Origin of the sequence: Streptomyces sp. NBC_01224, from assembly GCF_036002945.1 — a bacterium.
In the GTDB taxonomy this organism is placed as follows: domain Bacteria; phylum Actinomycetota; class Actinomycetes; order Streptomycetales; family Streptomycetaceae; genus Streptomyces.
Genome location: NZ_CP108529.1, coordinates 4,680,439 through 4,700,572, shown reverse-complemented (window position 1 = coordinate 4,700,572; position 20,134 = coordinate 4,680,439). Strand labels below are relative to the sequence as shown.

Genomic DNA, 20,134 nt, shown 5'->3' with positions numbered 1-20,134 from the left:
CGTCCGGGCCGTCCGGGTTAAGGGGCGGTGCCCGACGCGGCGCCGGCCCCCGCGGACGTGCCGGTGGTGGTCCCGGCGGCCTCGCCACCGGCACCGCCGCTGGGCGTCCCGGCGCCGCCGTCGGCCGCACCCGCACCACCGTCGGCCGCACCCGCACCACCGTCGGCCGCACCCGTGCCTCCCTCGGCCGCACCCGTGCCTCCGTCGGCCGTGCCGGTGCCTGCGTCGGTGCTGCCGCCTGTGGCCGGTGTGGACGGCTTGGTCGACGACGGCTCGGACGACTTGCTCGGTTTGACCGGCGGGGTGTAGGGCTGCTGCGGCGGCGAGTTCTGCTGGTCGCCGGTGGAGTTCTCCGGCTGCTGGTTCTGCTCGCTCTGCTGGTCGCTCGGTGAGGGCGAACTCTCCGACTCGGACGGCGAGCTGGAGGTCTTCGTGGGCGTCTTCTCCTGCTGGTTGTCGTTGCTGTTCGCCGCGCTGACGGCGATGGCGACACCGGCCCCGATCGCGATCAGCGCGAGCACGACGAACAGCCACAGCTTGCCGCGGCCGCCACCGCCCCGGTGTCCGCCTTCGTAGCCACCGTCGTCGGGGTTCATCGGCGGCAGGATCGGGCCCTGCGAGGTGTCCCCGTGCTGCGGGTGGCTCATCGCCATCGTGCCCCCGGCGATGCCCATGGCCGGGGTGTGTCCGCCTTCGTGCATCGCGACCGGACCGGTGTTCCACGTACCCGTGTGGCCGCCCTGCACCTGAAGCATCTGCAGGCCGTACTGGACGAGGCCGCGCATCTCCTCGGCGCTCTGGAACCGGTCGTCCGGGTCCTTCGCGAGCGAGCGCATGACCAGCCCGTCCAGCTCCGGCGGCACCGCGTCCAGGACCTCGGACGGCGGGACCGGAATGTCCTGCACATGCTGATACACCACGGAGAGCGGCGTCTCACCCGTGAACGGGGGCCGCAGCGCGAGGAGCTCGTACAGCAGGCAGCCGGTGGCGTAGAGGTCGGAGCGGTGGTCGACGGCCTTGCCCAGCGCCTGCTCGGGGGAGAGGTACTGCGGCGTGCCCATGACCATACCGGTCTGCGTCATCGTCGACTGCGCGCCGTGCAGCGCACGGGCGATGCCGAAGTCCATCACCTTGACCGCACCCGAGTTCGTGATGATCACGTTGGCGGGCTTGATGTCACGGTGCACGATGCCGTGCTGGTGCGAGTACGCGAGGGCTTCCAGCACCCCCGAGACGATGATCAGCGCCTGCTCGGGCGGTGGGGCCTCGGCATTGAGCAGAAGATCGCGGATGGTGCGGCCCTCGACGAGCTCCATCACGATGTAGGGGACGGTCTGGCCGCCCACGACGTCCTCGCCGGAGTCGTACACGGCGACGATCGCATGGTGGTTGAGGCCCGCGACCGACTGTGCCTCGCGTGTGAACCGGGCCTTGGAGACCGGGTCCTCGGCGAGATCGGAACGCAGGAGCTTGACCGCGACCGTACGTCCCAGCCTGACGTCCTCGGCCGCGAAGACCTCCGCCATGCCGCCCCGGCCGAGCCGGTGGGTCATCCGGTAGCGTCCGTCACCGACGACGCCGTCGATGCCCCAGGAGTCGGTGCCATCCGAAACTCCGCCGCCGTTTGCTTCGGAATCGGGTGCCATCAGTCCTCGCCGTCGTATCTGTCCGCGCGTCCGCGGGTTCTCACGGTGTCTAGCTGCATTGCCACGTCACGCTACAGCCTCCGCCGGACACACCGTTTCCGAGAGGGACGGGTCATCCAACCGGCCGGCGTGCCGCACGCGCAAATTCCATGCGGGTCCTGTAACGCTTCCGAGACGCTTCTTGTGCGTAGGGTCACGGAACGGGCACCTGGCTTGACGTGTCGTACCCCTCGGGCAGACTTGGCGCGTAAATAGGGATCATCGCGTCAGTCGCGCGCCGAGGGGGAAGCAAGTCATGAGCCAGGACGGCGCACACGGCGCTCAGGGGCGCTATGCGGGCGGTTCGGTCGCCGGCGGCCGGTACCAGCTTCGCGACCTGCTCGGCGAGGGCGGGATGGCGTCCGTGTATCTGGCGTACGACTCCGCACTGGACCGCCAGGTCGCGATCAAGACGCTCCACACGGAGCTGGGCCGCGAGCAGTCCTTCCGTGAGCGGTTCCGGCGCGAGGCACAGGCCGTTGCCAAACTGCAGCACACCAACATCGTCTCGGTCTTCGACACCGGCGAGGACGAGCTCGGCGGCGCGCTGATGCCGTACATCGTCATGGAGTACGTGGAGGGGCAGCCGCTCGGCTCCGTGCTCCAGGCGGACATCCGGAATTACGGTGCGATGCCGGCCGACAGGGCGCTCAAGGTGACGGCCGACGTACTGGCCGCGCTGGACACCAGCCACGAGATGGGCCTGGTCCACCGCGACATCAAGCCCGGCAACGTGATGGTGACCAAGCGCGGTGTCGTGAAGGTCATGGACTTCGGCATCGCCCGCGCCATGCAGTCGGGCGTCACATCGATGACGCAGACCGGCATGGTCGTCGGCACCCCGCAGTACCTCTCCCCCGAGCAGGCCCTGGGCCGCGGGGTGGACGCGCGCTCCGACCTGTACTCGGTCGGCATCATGCTGTTCCAGCTGCTGACCGGACGCATCCCGTTCGACGCGGACTCGCCGCTCGCCATCGCGTACGCGCACGTCCAGGAGGAGCCTGTCGCGCCCTCCACCATCAACCGGTCGATCACCCCGGCGATGGACGCACTCGTCGCCCGCGCACTGAAGAAGAACCCGAACGAGCGCTTCCCGAGCGCCGCGGCGATGCAGGACGAGATTGCGCGCGTGCTGAACGCGAGCGGGCAGACGGGCGCCCCGGCGATCGTCGCGGGCGGCGGCGCGCCGTCGAACAGCGGCTCGGGCGTCGGCTCGGCGGTCTTCCCGCCGGTCGACCAGTCCACCCCGGCGCCGCAGAACGTCCAGACGCCGTACCAGCCGGGTCCGTACCAGTCGGGCGCCCAGTCGGGGCCGTACGGTCCGCCGACCCCGGCGCCCGCTCCGTCGTACGGCTATCCGCAGTCGGCTCCGGCGTACCAGAGCCAGGCGCCGATGTCCCCGATGCAGCAGCAGACCCCGCCCCCCTACACGATCGCGCCGCAGACGCACTCCGGCTCCGGCACGGGCGGCTCCAAGCGGAACATGCCGGTGATCGTGGGCTCGATCGTGGTCGCGCTGATCGCGATCGGCGGGCTGATCACGGTGCTCTCGCTGAAGGACGACCCGGGTACGGGCGGCGACAACTCCGCGAGCGAATCGCCGGCCGCGAGCGAGCACAAGGATCCGGAGCGGAACCGGACGATGAAAACCGAGGACTGCACGGACGCGATGGAGGACAGCGACGACCCGAACAAGGTCAACGCACCGAGCTTCCTCTACAAGGACATCCTTTCGGCGAAGGCATGCGCGGACGCGGCAGGCTGGACCATCAAGCCGATCAAGGTGCCGGGAAACGCCTACGCGGAGGACCAGGTCATCGACCAATTCCCCACCTCCGGAACGGCCGTGCCCCAGAAGGGCGCCCACTTCGAGCTGCGCATCGCGACGGGTGACCCGGCCTGACCGGAGGCGTACGCGGGTACACGGAAGTGACGGCCCGGTACATGTGAGGGCACGCTTCCCGGGCCGCATACGCGTGACGGCGCCTCCGGGGGTCACCTCACATCCGAGATGCCAGACATATCGTCACATGTGACGCTGCCCTCATGGCTCAAGAACTTCTCCCCTCACGGTCCACAAGGTGTGTGGCCTGCCTCATATTGACGGCGGGCGCGGCGCTGGGAGGCGCAACTGGCGTGGCGCACGCCGACCGGCGCGCCCCCGGCGGGACGCCGGGGGCGGTCAGCACCTCGGCGACGCCGCCCACGACCGCCTCGGCCGGACCTTCCGCCCCGCCTTCCGCCACCCCCGGTGTCGAACCGTCAGGCAAGGATTCGGCCACTCCTTCGGCCGTACCGACGACCACTCCCTCGGGGGGCGCCTCGGCCGCCCCCGCACCTCCGGCATCCCCTCCGCCCTCCTCCCCGGCCTCCGGTTCCCCCTCGACCTCGCCCTCGTCCGCCGCCGCGAACGCAGGGTCGCCGCCTCCCGAAGCACAGCCCCCGCTCGCCGGGCGCGAGGCCGGGGAGGGGCGGCTGCGGCCCGGGCGGCAGCTCCCACCGTCGGAGCTCACCCCCGCGGACAGTTCGTTCGACGAGCCCGACGCGCGGCCTGCGGCGACCGACCCGGCGCCGGTGAACGCCGTGACACCGGCGGCGAGCACGTCCCCCGAGGCCGGCCGGCTTGCTCCACAAGCCCTCGACGGGCCGTCCGTGAAGCGGGTGCAGCGGGTGTCGCTGGGCGCGGGAGTCGCACTGATAGGACTGGGTCTGGGCTTCCTGGCATTCCGTTTACGCCGCCCGAACTGAGACGACCCACAGGCCTCCCACCAGCTCCCACACGCTCCGGCCGAGCTTGCATCGAACAACATACTCGGTATACATACTCAGTATGTCGATCCGCCACGGGCTACTGGCCCTGCTGGAGCGGGGGCCCCGATACGGCTCCCAGCTCCGCACCGAATTCGAGTCGCGCACCGGCTCCACCTGGCCGCTCAACGTCGGCCAGGTGTACACGACGCTGAGCCGGCTGGAGCGCGACGGCCTGGTCGCCCAGGACGACGAGGACGACCAGGGGCACGCCCTCTACGCGATCACCGACGACGGCCGCACCGAGCTGCGGAACTGGTTCGAGACGCCTGTCGACCGCAGCAACCCGCCCCGCGACGAGCTGGCCATCAAGCTCGCCATGGCGGTCGGCGCGCCCGGTGTCGACATCCGGGCCGTCATCCAGTCCCAGCGCCACCACACCGTCAAGGCGATGCAGGACTACACCCGCCTCAAGGCGCAGGCCCTCGCCGATGCCCCGGCCAACCGCGACGAGGTCGCCTGGCTGCTCGTACTCGAGCAGCTGATCTTCCAGGCGGAGGCCGAGGCCCGCTGGCTGGATCACTGCGAGTCCCGGCTGGTCCGCCTTGCCGAGGCCGCCGCCACGGAGCCGGAGCCGGAGGTACGTACGGCCAACCGCGCCCCGGCCCGTACCGCCCGCCCACGCACCCGGCGCTGACCACCGACCACCCGGAAACCGGCACTGCCCTCAGACCATCCATGTACGCACCGGGCGCCGACGACGGACTGCCACGAACCGCACCGGTGTCCGGCGCCGGTCCCACAGACCCGTTCCAAGGGGGAACCACCCACCATGTCCTCGCGTGCCCCGTCCCGATCCGCGTCCTCGTCCGATTCGCCGCCGCCGGTCGACGCACCGGTGCTCGAACTCCGAGCGCTCACCCGCACCCACGGCACCGGCATCGCCGAGGTGCACGCCCTGCGTGGCATCGACCTCTCCGTGCACACCGGTGAACTCGTCGCCGTGATGGGCCCCTCCGGCTCCGGCAAGTCCACCCTGCTGACCATCGCGGGCGGTCTCGACACCGCGACCAGCGGCCAGGTCATCATCGAGGGCCAGGACATCGCCGGCCTCGGCCGCAAGGGCGTCGCCGCCCTGCGCCGCCGCAGCGTCGGCTATGTCTTCCAGGACTACAACCTGATCCCGGCGCTGACCGCGGCCGAGAACATCGCCCTGCCGCGCGAGCTCGACGGGGTCTCCGTGCGCAAGGCCCGCAAGGAGGCGCGGGCCGCGCTGGAGGAGATGAACCTCCTGGAGATCGCCGACCGGTTCCCCGACGAGATGTCCGGCGGCCAGCAGCAGCGCGTCGCGATCGCCCGTGCGCTGGTGGGGGACCGGCGCCTGGTGCTCGCCGACGAACCGACCGGGGCGCTCGACTCCGAGACCGGCGAGGCCGTGCTCGCACTGCTGCGCAACCGCTGTGACCGGGGCGCGGCCGGTGTGATGGTGACGCACGAGCCGCGGTACGCCGCCTGGGCGGACCGGGTCGTGTTCCTCCGGGACGGTTCGATCGTCGACCAGTCGCTCACCGCCGGCGCCGACTCGCTGCTGGCCGCCGAGGGCGCCAAGTGAGCGTCTTCACGGGCTGGCGCGCCTCCCTCCGCATAGCCAGGCGCGACGCGATGCGCGCCAAGGGCCGCAGCGCACTGGTGGTCGCGATGATCGCGATACCGGTACTCGGCGTCACGGCCCTCGATGTGACGTACCGCAGCATGGAGCCGACCGTCGCCGAGCAGCTGACCAGCAAAATGGGCTCCGCCGACGCGCTGTTCAGCGACGAGATGATGGGGCCCATCGAGCAGCTCCCCGATGGGGCGTTGAGCAACATCTACATGGGCGTCGACGACGCACCGCCCGTGGAGAACGGCGACCCGGTCGACATCAGGACGACGTTTCCCAAGGGTTCGCGGGCGATCAGCATCCAGTCCGTCCCTGCGAGTGTCACCACCCGGTACGGCGTCACGAACACCGACATCGTCGAGATCCGGACGTCGGACACGATGGCCCGCGGCAAGATCGACCTCGTGCGCGGCGCATACCCGCACGGCAAGGGCGAGATGGCCGCCACGGAGCCGTTCCTGAAGGCGACCGGGCTGCACGTCGGCTCGACCACCACCGTGCGCAACTCCGGCCGGACGTACACCATCACCGGTGTGGTCGAGCTGCCCAGCGAGCTGAAGACCGAGGCGCTCTACGCCGACCCCGGTGCGGTCATCGCGCCATGGAAGGACAGCGCCGACCGCGACAAGAAGGTGCTTCCGCCGAACGCCGGATCCACGGACTGGCTGGTCAAAGGCCCCGCAGGGGTGGGTGTGACCTGGCCGCACATCATGGAGGCCAACAAGTCGGGCGTGCTCGTCACGTCCCGGCAGGTCGCTCTCGACCCGCCGCCGGACTCCAAGGTCCCGCTGATGGCCAGGAACCCGCAGATCGCCGACGGGGGCTCCGAAGAGCTCAGCACTGCACTCGTCACCGTGATCGCCATGGCGGTCCTGGAGATCGTGCTGCTCGCCGGGCCGGCCTTCGCGGTCGGTGCACGCCGTTCCCGCCGCCAGCTCGGCCTTCTCGGCACCTGCGGCGGAGACAAGCGCCACATCAGGGCCGTGGTGCTCGGTGGCGGTCTGGTGCTCGGTGGCATCGGAGCGGTGGCGGGTGTCGCGGTCGGCCTCGGGCTCACCGCGGCCCTCCAGCCCGTGATCGAGAACTGGGCCGGACACCGGTTCGGCTCTCTCTCGATGCCGCCGCTGGAGTTGCTGCTCATCGCCGCGATCGGCCTGATCACCGGTTTGCTGGCGGCGTTCGCCCCGGCGATCGTGGCGAGTCGGCAGTCCGTACTGGAGTCGCTCACCGGACGACGCGGCGTCCGCCGCTCCTCACGGGTGCTGCCCGTCCTGGGCGCCTGCGTGCTGGCCTTCGGTGCCGCGATCGCCCTCTACGGGGGCACCAGCGGGAATTCGACACTGGTCGCCGGCGGCTCGATGGTCGCCGAACTCGGGCTGCTCGCCTGCATCCCGGTGATCGTCGGCTTCCTCGGGCGGCTCGGCAGGAGGCTGCCTCTCTCGCCCCGGATGGCGCTGCGCGACGCGGCCCGCAACCGCGGTCGTACCGCTCCCGCCGTCGCCGCGGTGATGGCGGCCGTCGCGGGTTCGGTGGGCATCGCCACTTACATGTCCAGCTACTCGGCCGAGTTCGAGTACAACTACGCCCCCTCGCTCACCGAGGGAACCATCGTCGTCTCGTCCTCCGGCGAGGAGTCGGCCGAGCGGCTCCCGCTGGCTCGGACGGCCGTGGAGCGGAACATGGCCGTCACCGGCGGACACGCGGACTTCCGACGGGTCTGGGCGGGCAGCGACTGCAACTCCTACGAGGAGAACCACTGCGGCACGCTGGAACTGATCAAGCCCGGCGGCAAAGCACACAGTTGTCCGCTCACCCGCAAGGGGGCCAAGGAACTCGCCGCGCGACTCTCCGCCGACGAGCACAGGAAGCTGATGCGTTCCCCCGCCTGCCTGACCGACCGGATGACATCGGGTCTCTTCAACACGGACGAGAGCAACATCGTCGTCGCGGACGCGGCCCTGCTCGACACGTATGTGAAGCTCGACGACCCCGCGGCCGCCGAGGCGCTGGCCGCGGGCACACCGGTACTGCTCAACCCGGTGTACGCGGAGAACGGCGAGGTCACCGTCAAGGCGGTCCACCAATACAGCGAGAAGGACAAGAAGAACTGGAAGCAGCACCCGGGCAAGGCGCGGACCACCGTGGACAAGCTGAAGGTGTACGTGGCCCCCGCCAAGTACGCCGCCACCCCCGGAATCCGCATGATTCTTCCGAAGCGGACCGCGGCGCGGCTCGGCCTGCACACCAGGGCGGCCGGAAGCGTGTATGCCGTCGCCCATGCCCCGACGAACGCCGAGGACCAGCGGGTTTCCGGTGCCATCGCGCAGGCCGGCGGCGGAATGTGGGTGCAGTCCGATCACGGCCCCGGCCGGCAGGACAACACCGTACTGCTGATCCTGACCCTGTTCGCCGGGGTGGTGACCCTGGGCGCGGCCGCGATCACGACGGGCCTCGCCAAGGCGGACGCGGAGGCCGACCTCAACACCCTGAGCGCGGTGGGCGCGCCACCGGGCGTGCGGCGGAAGCTGTCCGGCTTCCAGTGCGTGGTGGTGGCGCTCACGGGTGTGGTTCTCGGCACTCTGGCAGGCCTGGTGCCCGCGGTGGCGCTGCGCCTCGTCGACCTGCGGGAAGCGCTGAAGACGATGCGGCTCGATCCCACGCAGTCGGCGTACACGCCGATCGTGCTGCCCTGGACGACCATCGGTCTGCTCGTCGTGTGCATTCCGCTGCTGGCCGGGGTGCTCGCGGCGGCGCTCACGCGCTCGCGCCTGGCGCTGGCACGACGGGCCGGATGATGACGCGGGCGGTGCGGTCAGTGGCCTGACCGGCTGATTTGGTGCCCTCGAAAACGGTGGATCAACCGTTTACGGGGGCACCACCGTGTTGTACGGCAGGTGTGCGAGACAATGGCGCCATGGAGATGCCGAGGAATGAACGGTCGCAGGAGCACCCCCAAGTCCTCGTGGTGGGGCAGGACGGCATGGCGATCGGCGGCGGTGGCACTGACGACGAATCGCGTGAGGTCCCGGTGACGGAGATGGTCGAACAGCCCGCGAAGGTCATGCGCATCGGCAGCATGATCAAGCAGCTCCTGGAGGAGGTCAGGGCGGCTCCTCTCGACGAGGCGAGCCGAGTCAGGCTCAAGGAGATCCACGCAAGCTCCGTGAAGGAGCTGGAGGACGGCCTCGCACCGGAGCTGGTGGAGGAGCTGGAGCGGCTCTCCCTGCCGTTCACCGAGGAGTCGGTGCCCTCCGAGGCGGAACTCCGGATTGCACAGGCCCAGTTGGTGGGCTGGCTGGAGGGCCTCTTCCACGGCATCCAGACGGCGCTGTTCGCCCAGCAGATGGCGGCGCGGGCCCAGCTGGAGCAGATGCGCCGCGCCCTTCCGCCGGGCAGCGGGCACGAGGACGAGGACGGCAGCGGGGACCACCACGGGGCCATCCGGTCGGGCCCGTATCTCTAGTCCTTACATCGCAATTGGTATCGCAACTGGTTCGTACACCTCGATCACGTAGCAACACCGAGGCCCGGCGCACATGGTCGACGACCTGTGTGCCGGGCCCCGTTGCGTGTGCTCGGTGGCGGGGCGCGTGTCAGCCCGCGGGGGTCTGCAGAAGCACCTTTCCGATGTGTGCGCTGGACTCCAGCACCCGGTGAGCCTCGGCGGCATCGGGCATCGGCAGCGTGCAGTGCACGATCGGCCGGACGACACCGTCGGCGATCAGCGGCCAGACGTGCTCGCGTACGGCAGCGACGATGGCGGCCTTCTCGGCGAGCGGACGGCCGCGCAGCGAGGTCGCGGTGATGGCGGCCCGCTTGTGCAGGAGGGTGTTCAGATTCAGCTCGCCCTTGACGCCGCCCTGGAGACCGATGATGGCAAGACGGCCGTTGACGGCGAGGGCCTTCACGTTCCGGTCCAGGTACTTCGCACCGACGATGTCGAGAATGACATCCGCACCGGCCCCGTCCGTCGCCTTGCGCAGCTCCTCGACGAAGTCCTGCTCCCGGTAGTCGATCAGGATGTCGGCCCCGAGCTCCGCGCAGCGCGCGAGCTTCTCCGGTCCGCCCGCGGTCACCGCGACCGTTGCGCCCACCGCCTTGGCGAGCTGGATCGCCATCGTGCCGATGCCACTGGACCCGCCGTGCACCAACAGCGTCTCGCCGGGGCGCAGATGGGCCACCGTGAACACGTTCGACCAGACCGTGGCCGTCACCTCGGGCAGCGCCGCAGCCAGAGTCAGGTCGACTCCGTCCGGTACGGGCAGCAGCTGCCCGGCGGGCACGGCAACCTTCTCCGCGTAACCGCCGCCTGCGAGCAGCGCACAGACCTCGTCGCCTACCGACCAGCCGGTGACACCGGGACCGATCGCCGAGATGCGGCCCGCGCACTCCAAGCCCGGGTACGGGGAGGCGCCGGGCGGCGGGTCGTAGAACCCCTGCCGCTGCAACACGTCGGCGCGATTGACCGCGCTGGACACGACATCGACGAGAACCTCGCCCTCGCCGGCTACCGGATCTGGCACCTCGGCCCATACGAGCGCTTCGGGGCCACCGGGTTCGGGGATCGTGATCGCATGCATGGCGGCGAGGCTACTCCGTGGCGCGGGCCGGGCGACGTCATGGCTCCGGGAGGCCGGGCGACACCATGTGGAACGGCCGGGCGACACCTTGGGCGGCGGGCCGGGCCGACGGAAGCGAACCGTGCCGGCGCGATGCCTGGGCTACGGGCGCGGCGCGAGGCCCGCTACGGACGCGGCGTGCCCGTAGCCGGGTTGCTCAGCGGTGGTTCGTTGGAGGCACGCACAATGGTGATCAAACGGTCCGTCAACTGCAGCGGGCTGGCAGCCGGATCGTCGTATCCGATCAACCGATGCCCCCGCAACACGCTGACCACGAGATCGTCGGTCTCCCGGACGCTCTTGCCCACCTCGGCCTTTATCACCGGCCGTTCGACGAGATCGAGACCGCTGCCCTGTTGGATCAGGTCCTCCATCACCGTGCCCGCGCTGGGGCTGAGGACGGAGAGGCCGAGCAGCCGGCCCGCCGCGCTGGCGCTGGTGATCACAGCATCGGCGCCGGACTGCCGGAGCAGCGGGGCGTTCTCCTCCTCGCGAACCGCGGCCACGATCTTCGCGCCGCGGTTGAGCTGCCGCGCCGTCAACGCCACCAGTACCGCCGTGTCGTCGCGCTGGGTGGCGATGATGATCTGACGCGCCTTCTGGAGCTCGGCCCGCAACAGCACCTCACTGCGCGTCGCGTCGCCGACCACACCCACGAACCCTTCGGCGTTGGCGATCTCGATCACCTTGGTCGCCGGGTCGACGATGACGATCTGTTCCTTCTTCAGGCCGGTGGCCCGCAGGGTCTGGACGGCCGAACGGCCCTTCGTGCCGAAGCCGACGACAACGGTGTGGTCACGCAAGTTGGTTCTCCAACGCTTCAGCCGAAAGTCCTCCCGGGTCCGTTCCGTAAGGACCTCGAGAGTGGTGCCGACCAGGATGATCAGGAAGAGCACCCGCAGCGGTGTCACAAGCACCACATTGGTGAGCCGGGCGCCGTCCCCGTACGGGGTGATGTCGCCGTAGCCGGTGGTGGAGAGGGTGACCGTCGCGTAGTACACCGCGTCCAGCAGGTCGACGTTGCCATCGGCGGCGTCGTGATATCCACTGCGGTCGAGCCAGACGATCAGCACGGTGGCGGCCAGCACCATCAACGCCATCATCAGCCGCTTGGCGACCTGCCGCGCCGGTCCATGGACGACCCTGCGCGGGAGCTGCACCCGCGTGGGCACGACATGTTCGTCGGCGCGCCTGGCCATCGCATCATGGCCGGGAAGTTTCACGTGAAACACCCTTCCGTCCACGGCGTCGCCGAGGCCCACGGCAAGTCGAGGATCTCCACCTCGGTGCCGGACCGTACCCCGCCCGGTGGTACGACGGCCAGCCCGTCCGCCGCGGCAATTCCCCGGAGCATCGCCGGACCGTTGTAGTGCAGCGGTATGACGTGCTCGGCACCACTGCCGGTTCCCGCGTCGCCGAGGTAGTCGGCGCTGTCGCCGGTACTGCCTGCGCGGTGGACGACAGGCACCAGACGGGTGTCGTGCGGGTGTCCGTGCACCTCGTCGCGTACGACGACCCGGTACGGCGCCTTCGGCGCAAGGCCGGCCAGCCTGCGGAGCAGGGGTTCGGCGAGCGTGAGGAGCCCGGAGACGGCGGCCAGGGGATTGCCGGGCAGTCCGACGAGATACCGGCCCACGTCCGAACCCTCCGTCTTGAGCCTGGCCAGCAGCATCGGGTGACCGGGGCGGACCGCGACGCCGTCGACCAGCAACTCGGCCCCGATCTCGGCAAGGACCGGGTGGACGTGGTCGACAGGGCCCGAGGCGGTACCGCCGGTGGTGATGACCAGATCGGCGTCCGAGGTGGTGAGGGCGCGCCGAAGGGCCGCCGCGTCGTCGCCGAGGCGCTGCGGGACGGAGACCTCGGCGCCCAGCGCTCGCACCCAGGGGCCGATCATCGGGCCCAGCGCGTCGCGGATCAACCCGTCGTGCGGCAGACCGCTGGTCAGCAGTTCGTCACCGAGGACGAGGACATCGACGCGAGGGCGGGGGACAGTGACGAGCTCGTCGTACCCGGCAGCGGCGGCCAGACCGAGGACAGCGGGCGTCACCAGGGCCCCGGCGGGCAGGAGCTGATCGCCGGAACGGCATTCCTGACCACGAGGCCTGATGTCCTGTCCGGGAAGCACCCGCTGCTTCGCGTGGAGCAGCCCCTTGGCCTCGTCCACGTGAGCGTGTTCGCTGCGGATCACGGCGTTGGCATCCGCCGGGATGCGGGCGCCGGTGGCGATCCGTACGGCATCGCCGTCGGGGAGCGTGGCGGGGGTGCTGTGCCCGGCAAGGATGCCCAGATCCTGGCCAGGGCGCGGACCCACACCCGTGCCCCCGGAACCCTTCTCCTCTCCTGCTCCTTCGACCTCGCGGATGGTCCACGGACCCGGTCCGGTGACGACCCAGCCGTCCATGGCGGAGGTGTCGAAGGACGGCAGATCGGTGAGCGCGACGAGCGGCTCGGCGAGTACGTGTCCGAGCGCCTGGTCGAGGGGCAGTCGCCGGACGCGGGCGGGAGCGTTCCGGCCCGACCGTGCGGCAAGGGCACGCGCCTCCCGCCAGGGTGCAGCCCGCTTGTGCCGGTCACGCTCGTGGGGCCGGTCGGTGCTCTGGTTCGGGGGCGGGAGCTGGGATGCGGACGCAGATCTTTCCGTGGGGTGGGGCCGGTCCTTGGTAATCGGCTGCCCCGAGGAGCCGGAGTCCATGAAGTGGGGCTGATCCGCGGAGTGGAGCTGATACGCGGACTGAGGTCGACGTGCGGGGTGGGGCTCACCCGACGACTGGCGCCCGACCAGAGCGAGGGCCTGTTCAACAGCCCGGTCCTCCTCGGAAGCCCGCAGCTCCTCCGGAGTCGGGCCCCGACCCGCCGTTGCAGGACGGTCGCTCACCGAGGACAAGTTGCCCCCTGGCGACGGGTTGGCCGCCGAAGACGGACCGACCGTCGAGGATGAGTTGGTGGCCGACGACCGATCGCCCGCATCCAGCCCTCGGTCGGCCGACGCCGGACGGTCACGGGCCGAAGACCCGACACCTGCCGAGGGCCCCACGCCCGCCGAGGGCCCGATGTCCATCGACGCGGCGTCGGCCGCCGGAGGTGGGTCGGACCTGCCGTCATGGACTGTCATTGCGTCTCGTTCTCGTCCGCCCACCGAAGTGCGAGCGCGGCAGCCTTGCGGGCGGCCTCGGCCACCGCCGCCGGTCCGTCGCCATCGCTGCTCGCCTTCGCCGCCGCGTAGCCGACCAGGAAGGTCGTCAGGGGCGCGGCGGGCCGGGCGACGCCGTGGGCGGCGTCACGGGCGAGATCGAGCAGGACGTCGGTGTCGACGTCGAGTTCGATGCCCAGTTCGTTCTTGACTGCGTTGATCCATTCGTCCAGCACGGTCCCATGCTCTCTGATACGGGCCCGGGCCGACGCGATGTCCTCCCAGGTGTCGCAGTCGAAGGAGGCGAGCGGGCCGGCCTCCACCCGGGCAAGGTCGAGTTCATCCGTCAGCAACCGCAAGGGAAGTCCGGACAGACTGCCGTGCTCGGTGGCGAGCAGAGCGAGCTCGCGGCGCAGCGGTTCGGCACGGTACACGGCGACGAGGGGCTGGTCACGGCCGCCCTGATCGGTGCACAGGGCCCCCTCCTGCTGCCCCTCACCGGCGGCGGCCAGCAGCGCTCCGACCGTGCTCTCCCCGAGGAACGGCAGATCGGCGGAGAGTACGAGAACCCAGTCCGCGGCGGTGCGCCGGACCCCGGCATCGAGCGCGGCCAACGGGCCGCCGCCCTGTGGTTCTTCCCGCGCCCAGGTCACTGCGCGCACGGTGGGCCGCCGCCCGCCCACCACCACGGTGGTCGAGGCATCGGCGCAGGCCGCCAGCACCCGGTCGAGCAGCGCACGGCCACCGACCCGGATTCCGGGCTTGTCGGCGCCGCCGAGCCGCTTGGCGGCCCCTCCGGCAAGGACGATGGCGTCATACGCGGTCATGCATCCGAGTATGCGGGCCGCAGCCTCCCGTTGATCCTCCCCATCCCCATTCCAGTGGATCAGTGAGGGGAGGTAACGAGAGCCCGCGCCCCTTTACACCTACAACGTGCGCAGCAGCACCGCTGGTTGCTCCACGCAGTCGGCCACGTAGCGCAGGAAGCCACCCGCCGTACCGCCGTCGCAGACCCGGTGGTCGAAGGTCAGCGAGAGCTGGACGACCTGGCGTACGGCCAAGTCGCCCTCGTGCACCCATGGCTTGGGCACGATCCGGCCGACACCCAGCATCGCCGCCTCCGGGTGGTTGATGATCGGGGTCGAACCGTCGACTCCGAACACCCCGTAGTTGTTCAGCGTGAACGTACCGCCGGTCAGCTCCGCCGGGGTCAGCCTCCCGGTCCGGGCCGCCTCGGTCAGCCGGGCGATCTCGGCCCCGATCGACTCCGCGTTCCGGGCCTGCGCGTTCCGTACGACGGGGACAACCAGACCCCGCTCGGTCTGGGCCGCGAACCCGAGATGGACCTCGGGCAGCCGCACGATCTCCCGCGTCTCCAGGTCCACCGTGGAGTTGAGCTCGGGGAACCGGGCCAGCGCAGCGGTGCAGATACGCGCCAGCAGGGCGAGCACCGACACCTTGGGCCCGGCAGCCGGGCCACCGGCGCTGTTCATCGCAGATCTGGCCGCCATCAGCTCGGTGGCGTCGGCGTCGACCCAGCACGTGGCATCGGGGATCTCCCGTCGGCTGCGCGCCAACTTGTCGGCGACCGCCCCCCGTACACCGCGCAACGGAATCCGCTCCACGGCCGGACTCGCAGCCGGCTGCGCCACCGACGGCTGCATAGGAGGCACCGACGGCTGCACCGGAGGCAGCGGCGTCGGTTCCGAAACCGACTCCGGCACCGAGACCGCGGCCGAGGCCTGCGTGGGAGCGGCCGCCCCCTCTGTGAGTGCCCTGATGGCGGATTCGACATCGGCCCGCAGGATCAGCCCGTCGGGCCCGGAACCCGCCAGCTGCCGCAGATCAAGATCATGCTGCCGCGCCAGCTTCCGCACCAGTGGGGAGACAACGGCTATCGGCCCCTGGACCGCGTCCGGAACAGCCGCAGAAACCGCAGCCGCAGCCGTCACATGTGCGGCAACAGTCGCCGCCATCGCCTCGGGACGGATTCGTCGACGGCGCGCAACCGGTGCGCCCGTCCCGTACCCGACCAGCACATTGCCGGACGCCTCCGCCTCACCGGACCCGGAACCCGCCCCGCCTGAACCGGCCCCCGGCCCCACAGCCGATACCACCGCCCCAGCCCCAGCCCCCGCGCCCGAGCCCGATCCCGATCCGGCCCCAGAGTCCGCCGGCCCCACTGATCCCAAGGCTCCCTCGGACCCCACCGCCACCGTCAACAGCGGCGCCCCGACCGGAAGTTCCGTTCCCTCATCGCCGAACCGCGCGGTCACCACGCCCCCGTAAGGACACGGCACCTCCACCATCGCCTTGGCCGTCTCGACCTCGACGACCGGCTGGTCGATGGCGACGACATCGCCGACCTCCACCAGCCAGCGCACGATCTCCGCCTCGGTGAGCCCCTCGCCGAGGTCCGGCAGCTTGAACTCGAATACCTTGGGCATCAGCTCTCCGCCTCCCACTGCAGGCGGGCGACCGCGTCGAGCACCCGGTCCACGCCCGGCAGATGGTGCCGCTCCTGCATCGGCGGCGGATACGGAATGTCGAACCCGGAGACCCGCAGCACCGGCGCCTCCAGATGGTGGAAACAGCGCTCGGTGACCCGGGCCGCGATCTCGCCGCCCGGACCGCCGAAACCGGAGGACTCATGGACGACGACGGCGCGCCCCGTACGCCGCACGGAAGCGGCGACGGTCTCGTCGTCGAACGGCACCAATGAGCGCAGATCGACGACTTCGAGATCCCAGCCCTCTTCGACGGCTGCTTCCGCAGCCTCCATACAGACCGGCAGCGACGGCCCGTACGTGATCAGCGTCGCGCTGCGCCCGGGCCGGCGGACGACAGCCCGTCCGATCGGTTCCACGGCCACCGGCGCCTCGGGCGACCAGTCCGCCTTCGACCAGTAGAGCCGCTTCGGCTCCAGGAAGACCACAGGATCGTCGGAGGCGATCGAGGCCCTCAGCAGCCCGTACGCGTCCTCGACTGTGGCAGGCGTGACGACATGGAGGCCGGGCGTCGCGATGTAGTACGCCTCCGAGGAGTCGCTGTGATGCTCGACCCCGCCGATCCCGCCGCCGTACGGCACGCGGACCGTGATCGGCAACGGCATGGCACCGGCCGTCCGGTTCCGCATCTTTGCGACATGGCTGATGAGCTGCTCGAACGCCGGATAGGCAAAGGCATCGAACTGCATCTCCACCACGGGCCGCAGCCCGTACATAGCCATGCCGACGGCCGTGCCGAGGATGCCCGCCTCGGCCAGCGGGGTGTCCGTGCAACGGTCCTCGCCGAACTCCTTCGCCAGTCCGTCGGTGATCCGGAAGACCCCACCGAGCGTGCCGACATCCTCGCCGAGGACATGCACCGTCGGGTCCTCGGCCATCGAATCGCGCAGCGCTCGCCCGAGCGCCTGCGCCATGGTGGCGGGTTTGGCCTTCGCTGTCCGCTCTCCGGCCGGCGCCGCTGCGGTGGTCATCGCCCTTCCTCCAGGTCGTTGTGGCCGTGCCGGCCCTGCTCGGCCTCCAGCTCGACACGCAATCGGGCGGCCTGCTCACGTAGCTGCGTGGTCTGCTCCACGTAGACATGGGCGAAGAGATCCATCGGGTCGAGCACCGGATCGGCGTTCATCCGCTCGCGCAGAGCGGCAGCCATCCGCTCCGCGGCCACGCGCGCCTCCTCGATCCCGTCGTCGCCGAGCAACCCCCGTCCGGTCAGCTCCCGCTCCAGGAGCCGGATGGGATCGTGTGCACGCCACGCCTCCACTTCGCTGTCGACGCGGTAGCGCGTGGCGTCGTCGGCGTTCGTATGGGCGTCCATGCGGTACGTCACCGCCTCGACGAGCGTAGGACCGCCACCGCTCCGGGCCCGCGCGACCGCCTCACCGAGGACTTGGTGCACGGCGGCCGCGTCATTGCCGTCCACCAGCCGGCCAGGCATCCCGTATCCCACGGCCTTGTGCGCCAGGGACGGAGCAGCGGTCTGCTTGGCCAGCGGTACGGAGATCGCGAAGCCGTTGTTCTGCACGAGGAAGACCACCGGGGCCCGCCAGACGGCCGCGAAATTCAGCGCCTCGTGGAAATCACCCTCGCTGGTCCCGCCGTCACCGACCATGGCCAGCGCCACCACGTCGTCGCCCTTGAGGCGCGCCGCGTGTGCCAGCCCCACCGCGTGCGGCAGCTGGGTGGCGAGGGGGGTGCAGAGCGGAGCGATGCGGTGCTCGCGCGGGTCGTAACCGGTGTGCCGGTCGCCGCGCAGCAGCGTCAGTGCCTCGACCGGGTCCAGGCCGCGCGCCACGGCCGCCAGCGTGTCGCGATAGCTGGGAAAGAGCCAGTCCCGCTCCTCCAGCACCAGCGCGGCCGCTATCTCGCAGGCCTCCTGCCCCGTGCTCGACGGGTAGACAGCCAGCCGGCCCTGCTTGGTGAGAGCGGTGGCCTGCGCGTTGTACCGCCGTCCACGCACCAGCTCCGTGTAGAGCCGCAGCAGCAGTTCGGGGTCGACATCGGCCACGGCATCCGTACCGAGCACGCGGTACGGCTCGGGGTCCGGGAGCAGCGGCGCGGGATCGGTGAGCGGCTTCCAGGCCGGGGGCGGCGTGGGCCGGTAAGCGGCCGCGCCGGGCAGCTCTTGGACCGTCATGACAAGCACCTCCTGGCATCGAGGGGTTTTCGAGCGGCGTCTTGCGACATCGGGGGATCGTCCGATGTCGAGGGGTGTCGAAATACTTCGAAATGTCGAGCGCTGTCCGAGGCACGGATGTGGTGTGCCTCACCTACCGATTGTTCGGTCGCGAGCGCATTTTGGCTACAGGCACCTTCAGCCTGTGGACAAACGGTTCTCCACAGCCTGGGATAGGGGCAGGTCGTCCAGGACAGGGAGGCGGGGGCACATGTCAGCTGAACAAATGGCCGACGGGGGCGAGGACCCCGGCCAGGCTCCGCCCGCGCGCCCGCTCGACGCCATCGACCGCGACATCCTGCGACTGCTCCAGACGGACGGCCGTGCCTCGATACGGTCGGTGGCCGATCGCGTCCATGTGTCCCGGGCCAACGCGTATGCCCGGATCAATCGGCTCGTCGACGACGGCGTGATCCGCGGTTTCAGCGCGCGTGTGAACCATGAGCGGGCGGGGCAGGGCGCCTCCGCGTACATCACTCTCAAGATCGTCCAGAATTCCTGGCGCACCGTGCGCGAGCAGCTCCAGGCGCTGCCGGGGGCCACGCACATCGCATTGGTCAGCGGCGACTTCGATGTCCTGCTGCTGGTGCACACCCCGGACAACCGGTCGCTGCGCGAGCTGGTCCTGACCAGGATCCAGTCCATCCCGGAGGTGCTCTCCACCCGCACACTTCTGGTGTTCGAGGAGACGGACCTGGCCCCGGGCCCGGCCAGACCCACCGAGCTGACCTGACGGGAACCGGTGAACGGGAACCAGCAATCCGAATCGGGACCGGAAACTTCTTCAGGAACCGTACTTCTTGAGGAATGCCTGGACCGTGGCCCAGTTCTTCACGCTGTCGAGCAGCGCCACCCCGTGCTCGCCCGCACCCCTGACGTAGATCAGCTTGTGCTCCGACGCATTGGTGCTGGCCTTGTTCAGCGCCTTCGCATCCTCCCCGAAGGACTCGTCGTACTCGGCAGCCATGTAGAGCACCGGCGCGGTCAGCTTCGGGACGGCGTCCAGAGCGTTCATTGCGGAGTACACCGTCGGCGCGGAGAGCGCGATCACCGCGTCCGGCTGCGGCCGTATGGCAGGCGCAGCGGTGAGCACGGCGGTACCGCCCTTGGACGCCCCCATCAGCAGCAGCCTCTTCGCGCCCTTGCCGCGCAGGTACCCGGCCGCCCCGACGATCTCGGAGACCTCCTGACCCGCCGAATTGACCGCGAGCACCCGATAGCCGGCCCGGTGCAGTTCGTCGGCCTTGTCCTTCCACTGGCAGGCGGTGCCGTCGGACTGGTGCGCGAGCACGATCCCCGCGCCGGTCCTGCCGTCGCTCGCACCGCCCGGTGCATAGGCGCCGGTCCCGGTCCCGTCCGCGGACTTGAAGGTGAGGGAAGCAGCCTTCGCCTCCTCCGACGTCAGACAGCCGAAATCGTCCGGCACCGCTGCGTCGGTCGCACTCCGGCCGCCGCGTACGTCCGCGCCGGCCCCTCCGTCACCGTCGCCTCCACCGCATCCGGTCAGTGATACGGCCGCAAGCAGCACGGCAGCCGCCAGGATCCCGGGAACGCGCAGAACAGGAGCACGCAAGACAGCGGTCATGCCGAAGGATGGTGGTCTGGGCCTGTC

The 20,134-nt window shown here is 70.4% G+C and carries 16 protein-coding genes; 6 read left to right on the top strand and 10 right to left on the bottom strand.

The genetic code is table 11. From position 1 onward, the window contains the following. Window positions 1–17: 17 nt before the first annotated feature. Window positions 18–1,646, bottom strand: coding sequence for a protein kinase domain-containing protein (locus OG609_RS20920; protein ID WP_327274204.1), 1,629 nt, complete (start codon window positions 1,644–1,646; stop codon window positions 18–20). A gap of 295 nt (window positions 1,647–1,941) precedes the next feature. Here OG609_RS20920 and OG609_RS20915 point away from each other — a divergent pair, with 295 nt between their 5' ends. After that, the gene (locus OG609_RS20915; protein WP_327274203.1) at window positions 1,942–3,588 is read left to right on the top strand and encodes a protein kinase domain-containing protein; all 1,647 of its coding nucleotides are present in this window, start codon (window positions 1,942–1,944) and stop codon (window positions 3,586–3,588) included. Window positions 3,589–3,736: 148 nt separating this feature from the next. Here the strand turns inward: OG609_RS20915 and OG609_RS20910 are convergent, their stop codons facing one another. Then, window positions 3,737–4,288, bottom strand: coding sequence for a hypothetical protein (locus tag OG609_RS20910; protein WP_327274202.1), 552 nt, complete (start codon window positions 4,286–4,288; stop codon window positions 3,737–3,739). A gap of 227 nt (window positions 4,289–4,515) precedes the next feature. Here OG609_RS20910 and OG609_RS20905 point away from each other — a divergent pair, with 227 nt between their 5' ends. From OG609_RS20905 to OG609_RS20890, 4 genes are all read left to right on the top strand, one after another. Beyond that, entirely contained in the window at window positions 4,516–5,130 is a 615-nt protein-coding gene (locus tag OG609_RS20905) for a PadR family transcriptional regulator (protein ID WP_327274201.1), read from the top strand. Window positions 5,131–5,265: 135 nt separating this feature from the next. After that, entirely contained in the window at window positions 5,266–6,045 is a 780-nt protein-coding gene (locus OG609_RS20900) for an ABC transporter ATP-binding protein (RefSeq protein WP_327274200.1), read from the top strand. After that, window positions 6,042–8,888: an ABC transporter permease gene (locus OG609_RS20895; RefSeq protein ID WP_327274199.1), complete on the top strand. Its 2,847-nt coding sequence runs from the start codon at window positions 6,042–6,044 to the stop codon at window positions 8,886–8,888. Before OG609_RS20900 ends, OG609_RS20895 begins: the two co-directional genes overlap by 4 nt. A gap of 119 nt (window positions 8,889–9,007) precedes the next feature. Next, complete coding sequence (locus OG609_RS20890) at window positions 9,008–9,556, top strand: bacterial proteasome activator family protein (protein ID WP_114245465.1); 549 nt, start codon at window positions 9,008–9,010, stop codon at window positions 9,554–9,556. 130 nt (window positions 9,557–9,686) lie between these two features. Here OG609_RS20890 and OG609_RS20885 read toward each other — a convergent pair whose 3' ends face one another. From OG609_RS20885 to pdhA, 7 genes are all read right to left on the bottom strand, one after another. Then, complete coding sequence (locus OG609_RS20885; protein ID WP_327274198.1) at window positions 9,687–10,673, bottom strand: NAD(P)H-quinone oxidoreductase; 987 nt, start codon at window positions 10,671–10,673, stop codon at window positions 9,687–9,689. Window positions 10,674–10,837: 164 nt separating this feature from the next. Beyond that, window positions 10,838–11,974: a potassium channel family protein gene (locus OG609_RS20880; protein WP_327274197.1), complete on the bottom strand. Its 1,137-nt coding sequence runs from the start codon at window positions 11,972–11,974 to the stop codon at window positions 10,838–10,840. Next, window positions 11,932–13,599, bottom strand: a complete 1,668-nt coding sequence (locus OG609_RS20875) for a molybdopterin molybdotransferase MoeA (RefSeq protein ID WP_442817986.1) — start codon at window positions 13,597–13,599, stop codon at window positions 11,932–11,934. Before OG609_RS20875 ends, OG609_RS20880 begins: the two co-directional genes overlap by 43 nt. A 224-nt stretch (window positions 13,600–13,823) precedes the next feature. Continuing rightward, the gene (locus tag OG609_RS20870) at window positions 13,824–14,672 is read right to left on the bottom strand and encodes an NTP transferase domain-containing protein (RefSeq protein ID WP_327274195.1); all 849 of its coding nucleotides are present in this window, start codon (window positions 14,670–14,672) and stop codon (window positions 13,824–13,826) included. A gap of 99 nt (window positions 14,673–14,771) precedes the next feature. Continuing rightward, on the bottom strand, window positions 14,772–16,292 hold the full coding sequence (locus OG609_RS20865; RefSeq protein WP_327274194.1) for a dihydrolipoamide acetyltransferase family protein: 1,521 nt from the start codon (window positions 16,290–16,292) through the stop codon (window positions 14,772–14,774). Next, window positions 16,292–17,323 carry an alpha-ketoacid dehydrogenase subunit beta gene (locus OG609_RS20860; protein ID WP_327274193.1) on the bottom strand — a complete coding sequence of 344 codons (1,032 nt, stop codon included), beginning with the start codon at window positions 17,321–17,323 and terminating at the stop codon, window positions 16,292–16,294. The genes OG609_RS20865 and OG609_RS20860 overlap by 1 nt, the downstream gene beginning before the upstream one ends. After that, entirely contained in the window at window positions 17,320–18,483 is a 1,164-nt protein-coding gene (pdhA, locus tag OG609_RS20855; RefSeq protein WP_327274192.1) for a pyruvate dehydrogenase (acetyl-transferring) E1 component subunit alpha, read from the bottom strand. The genes OG609_RS20860 and pdhA overlap by 4 nt, the downstream gene beginning before the upstream one ends. Before the next feature lie 265 nt (window positions 18,484–18,748). Here pdhA and OG609_RS20850 point away from each other — a divergent pair, with 265 nt between their 5' ends. After that, window positions 18,749–19,255: an Lrp/AsnC family transcriptional regulator gene (locus OG609_RS20850; protein ID WP_327278123.1), complete on the top strand. Its 507-nt coding sequence runs from the start codon at window positions 18,749–18,751 to the stop codon at window positions 19,253–19,255. 51 nt (window positions 19,256–19,306) lie between these two features. On the opposite strand, the gene OG609_RS20845 is transcribed toward OG609_RS20850, so the two are convergent. After that, window positions 19,307–20,107: an alpha/beta hydrolase family protein gene (locus OG609_RS20845; RefSeq protein WP_327274191.1), complete on the bottom strand. Its 801-nt coding sequence runs from the start codon at window positions 20,105–20,107 to the stop codon at window positions 19,307–19,309. Between the last annotated feature and the right edge of the window lie 27 nt (window positions 20,108–20,134).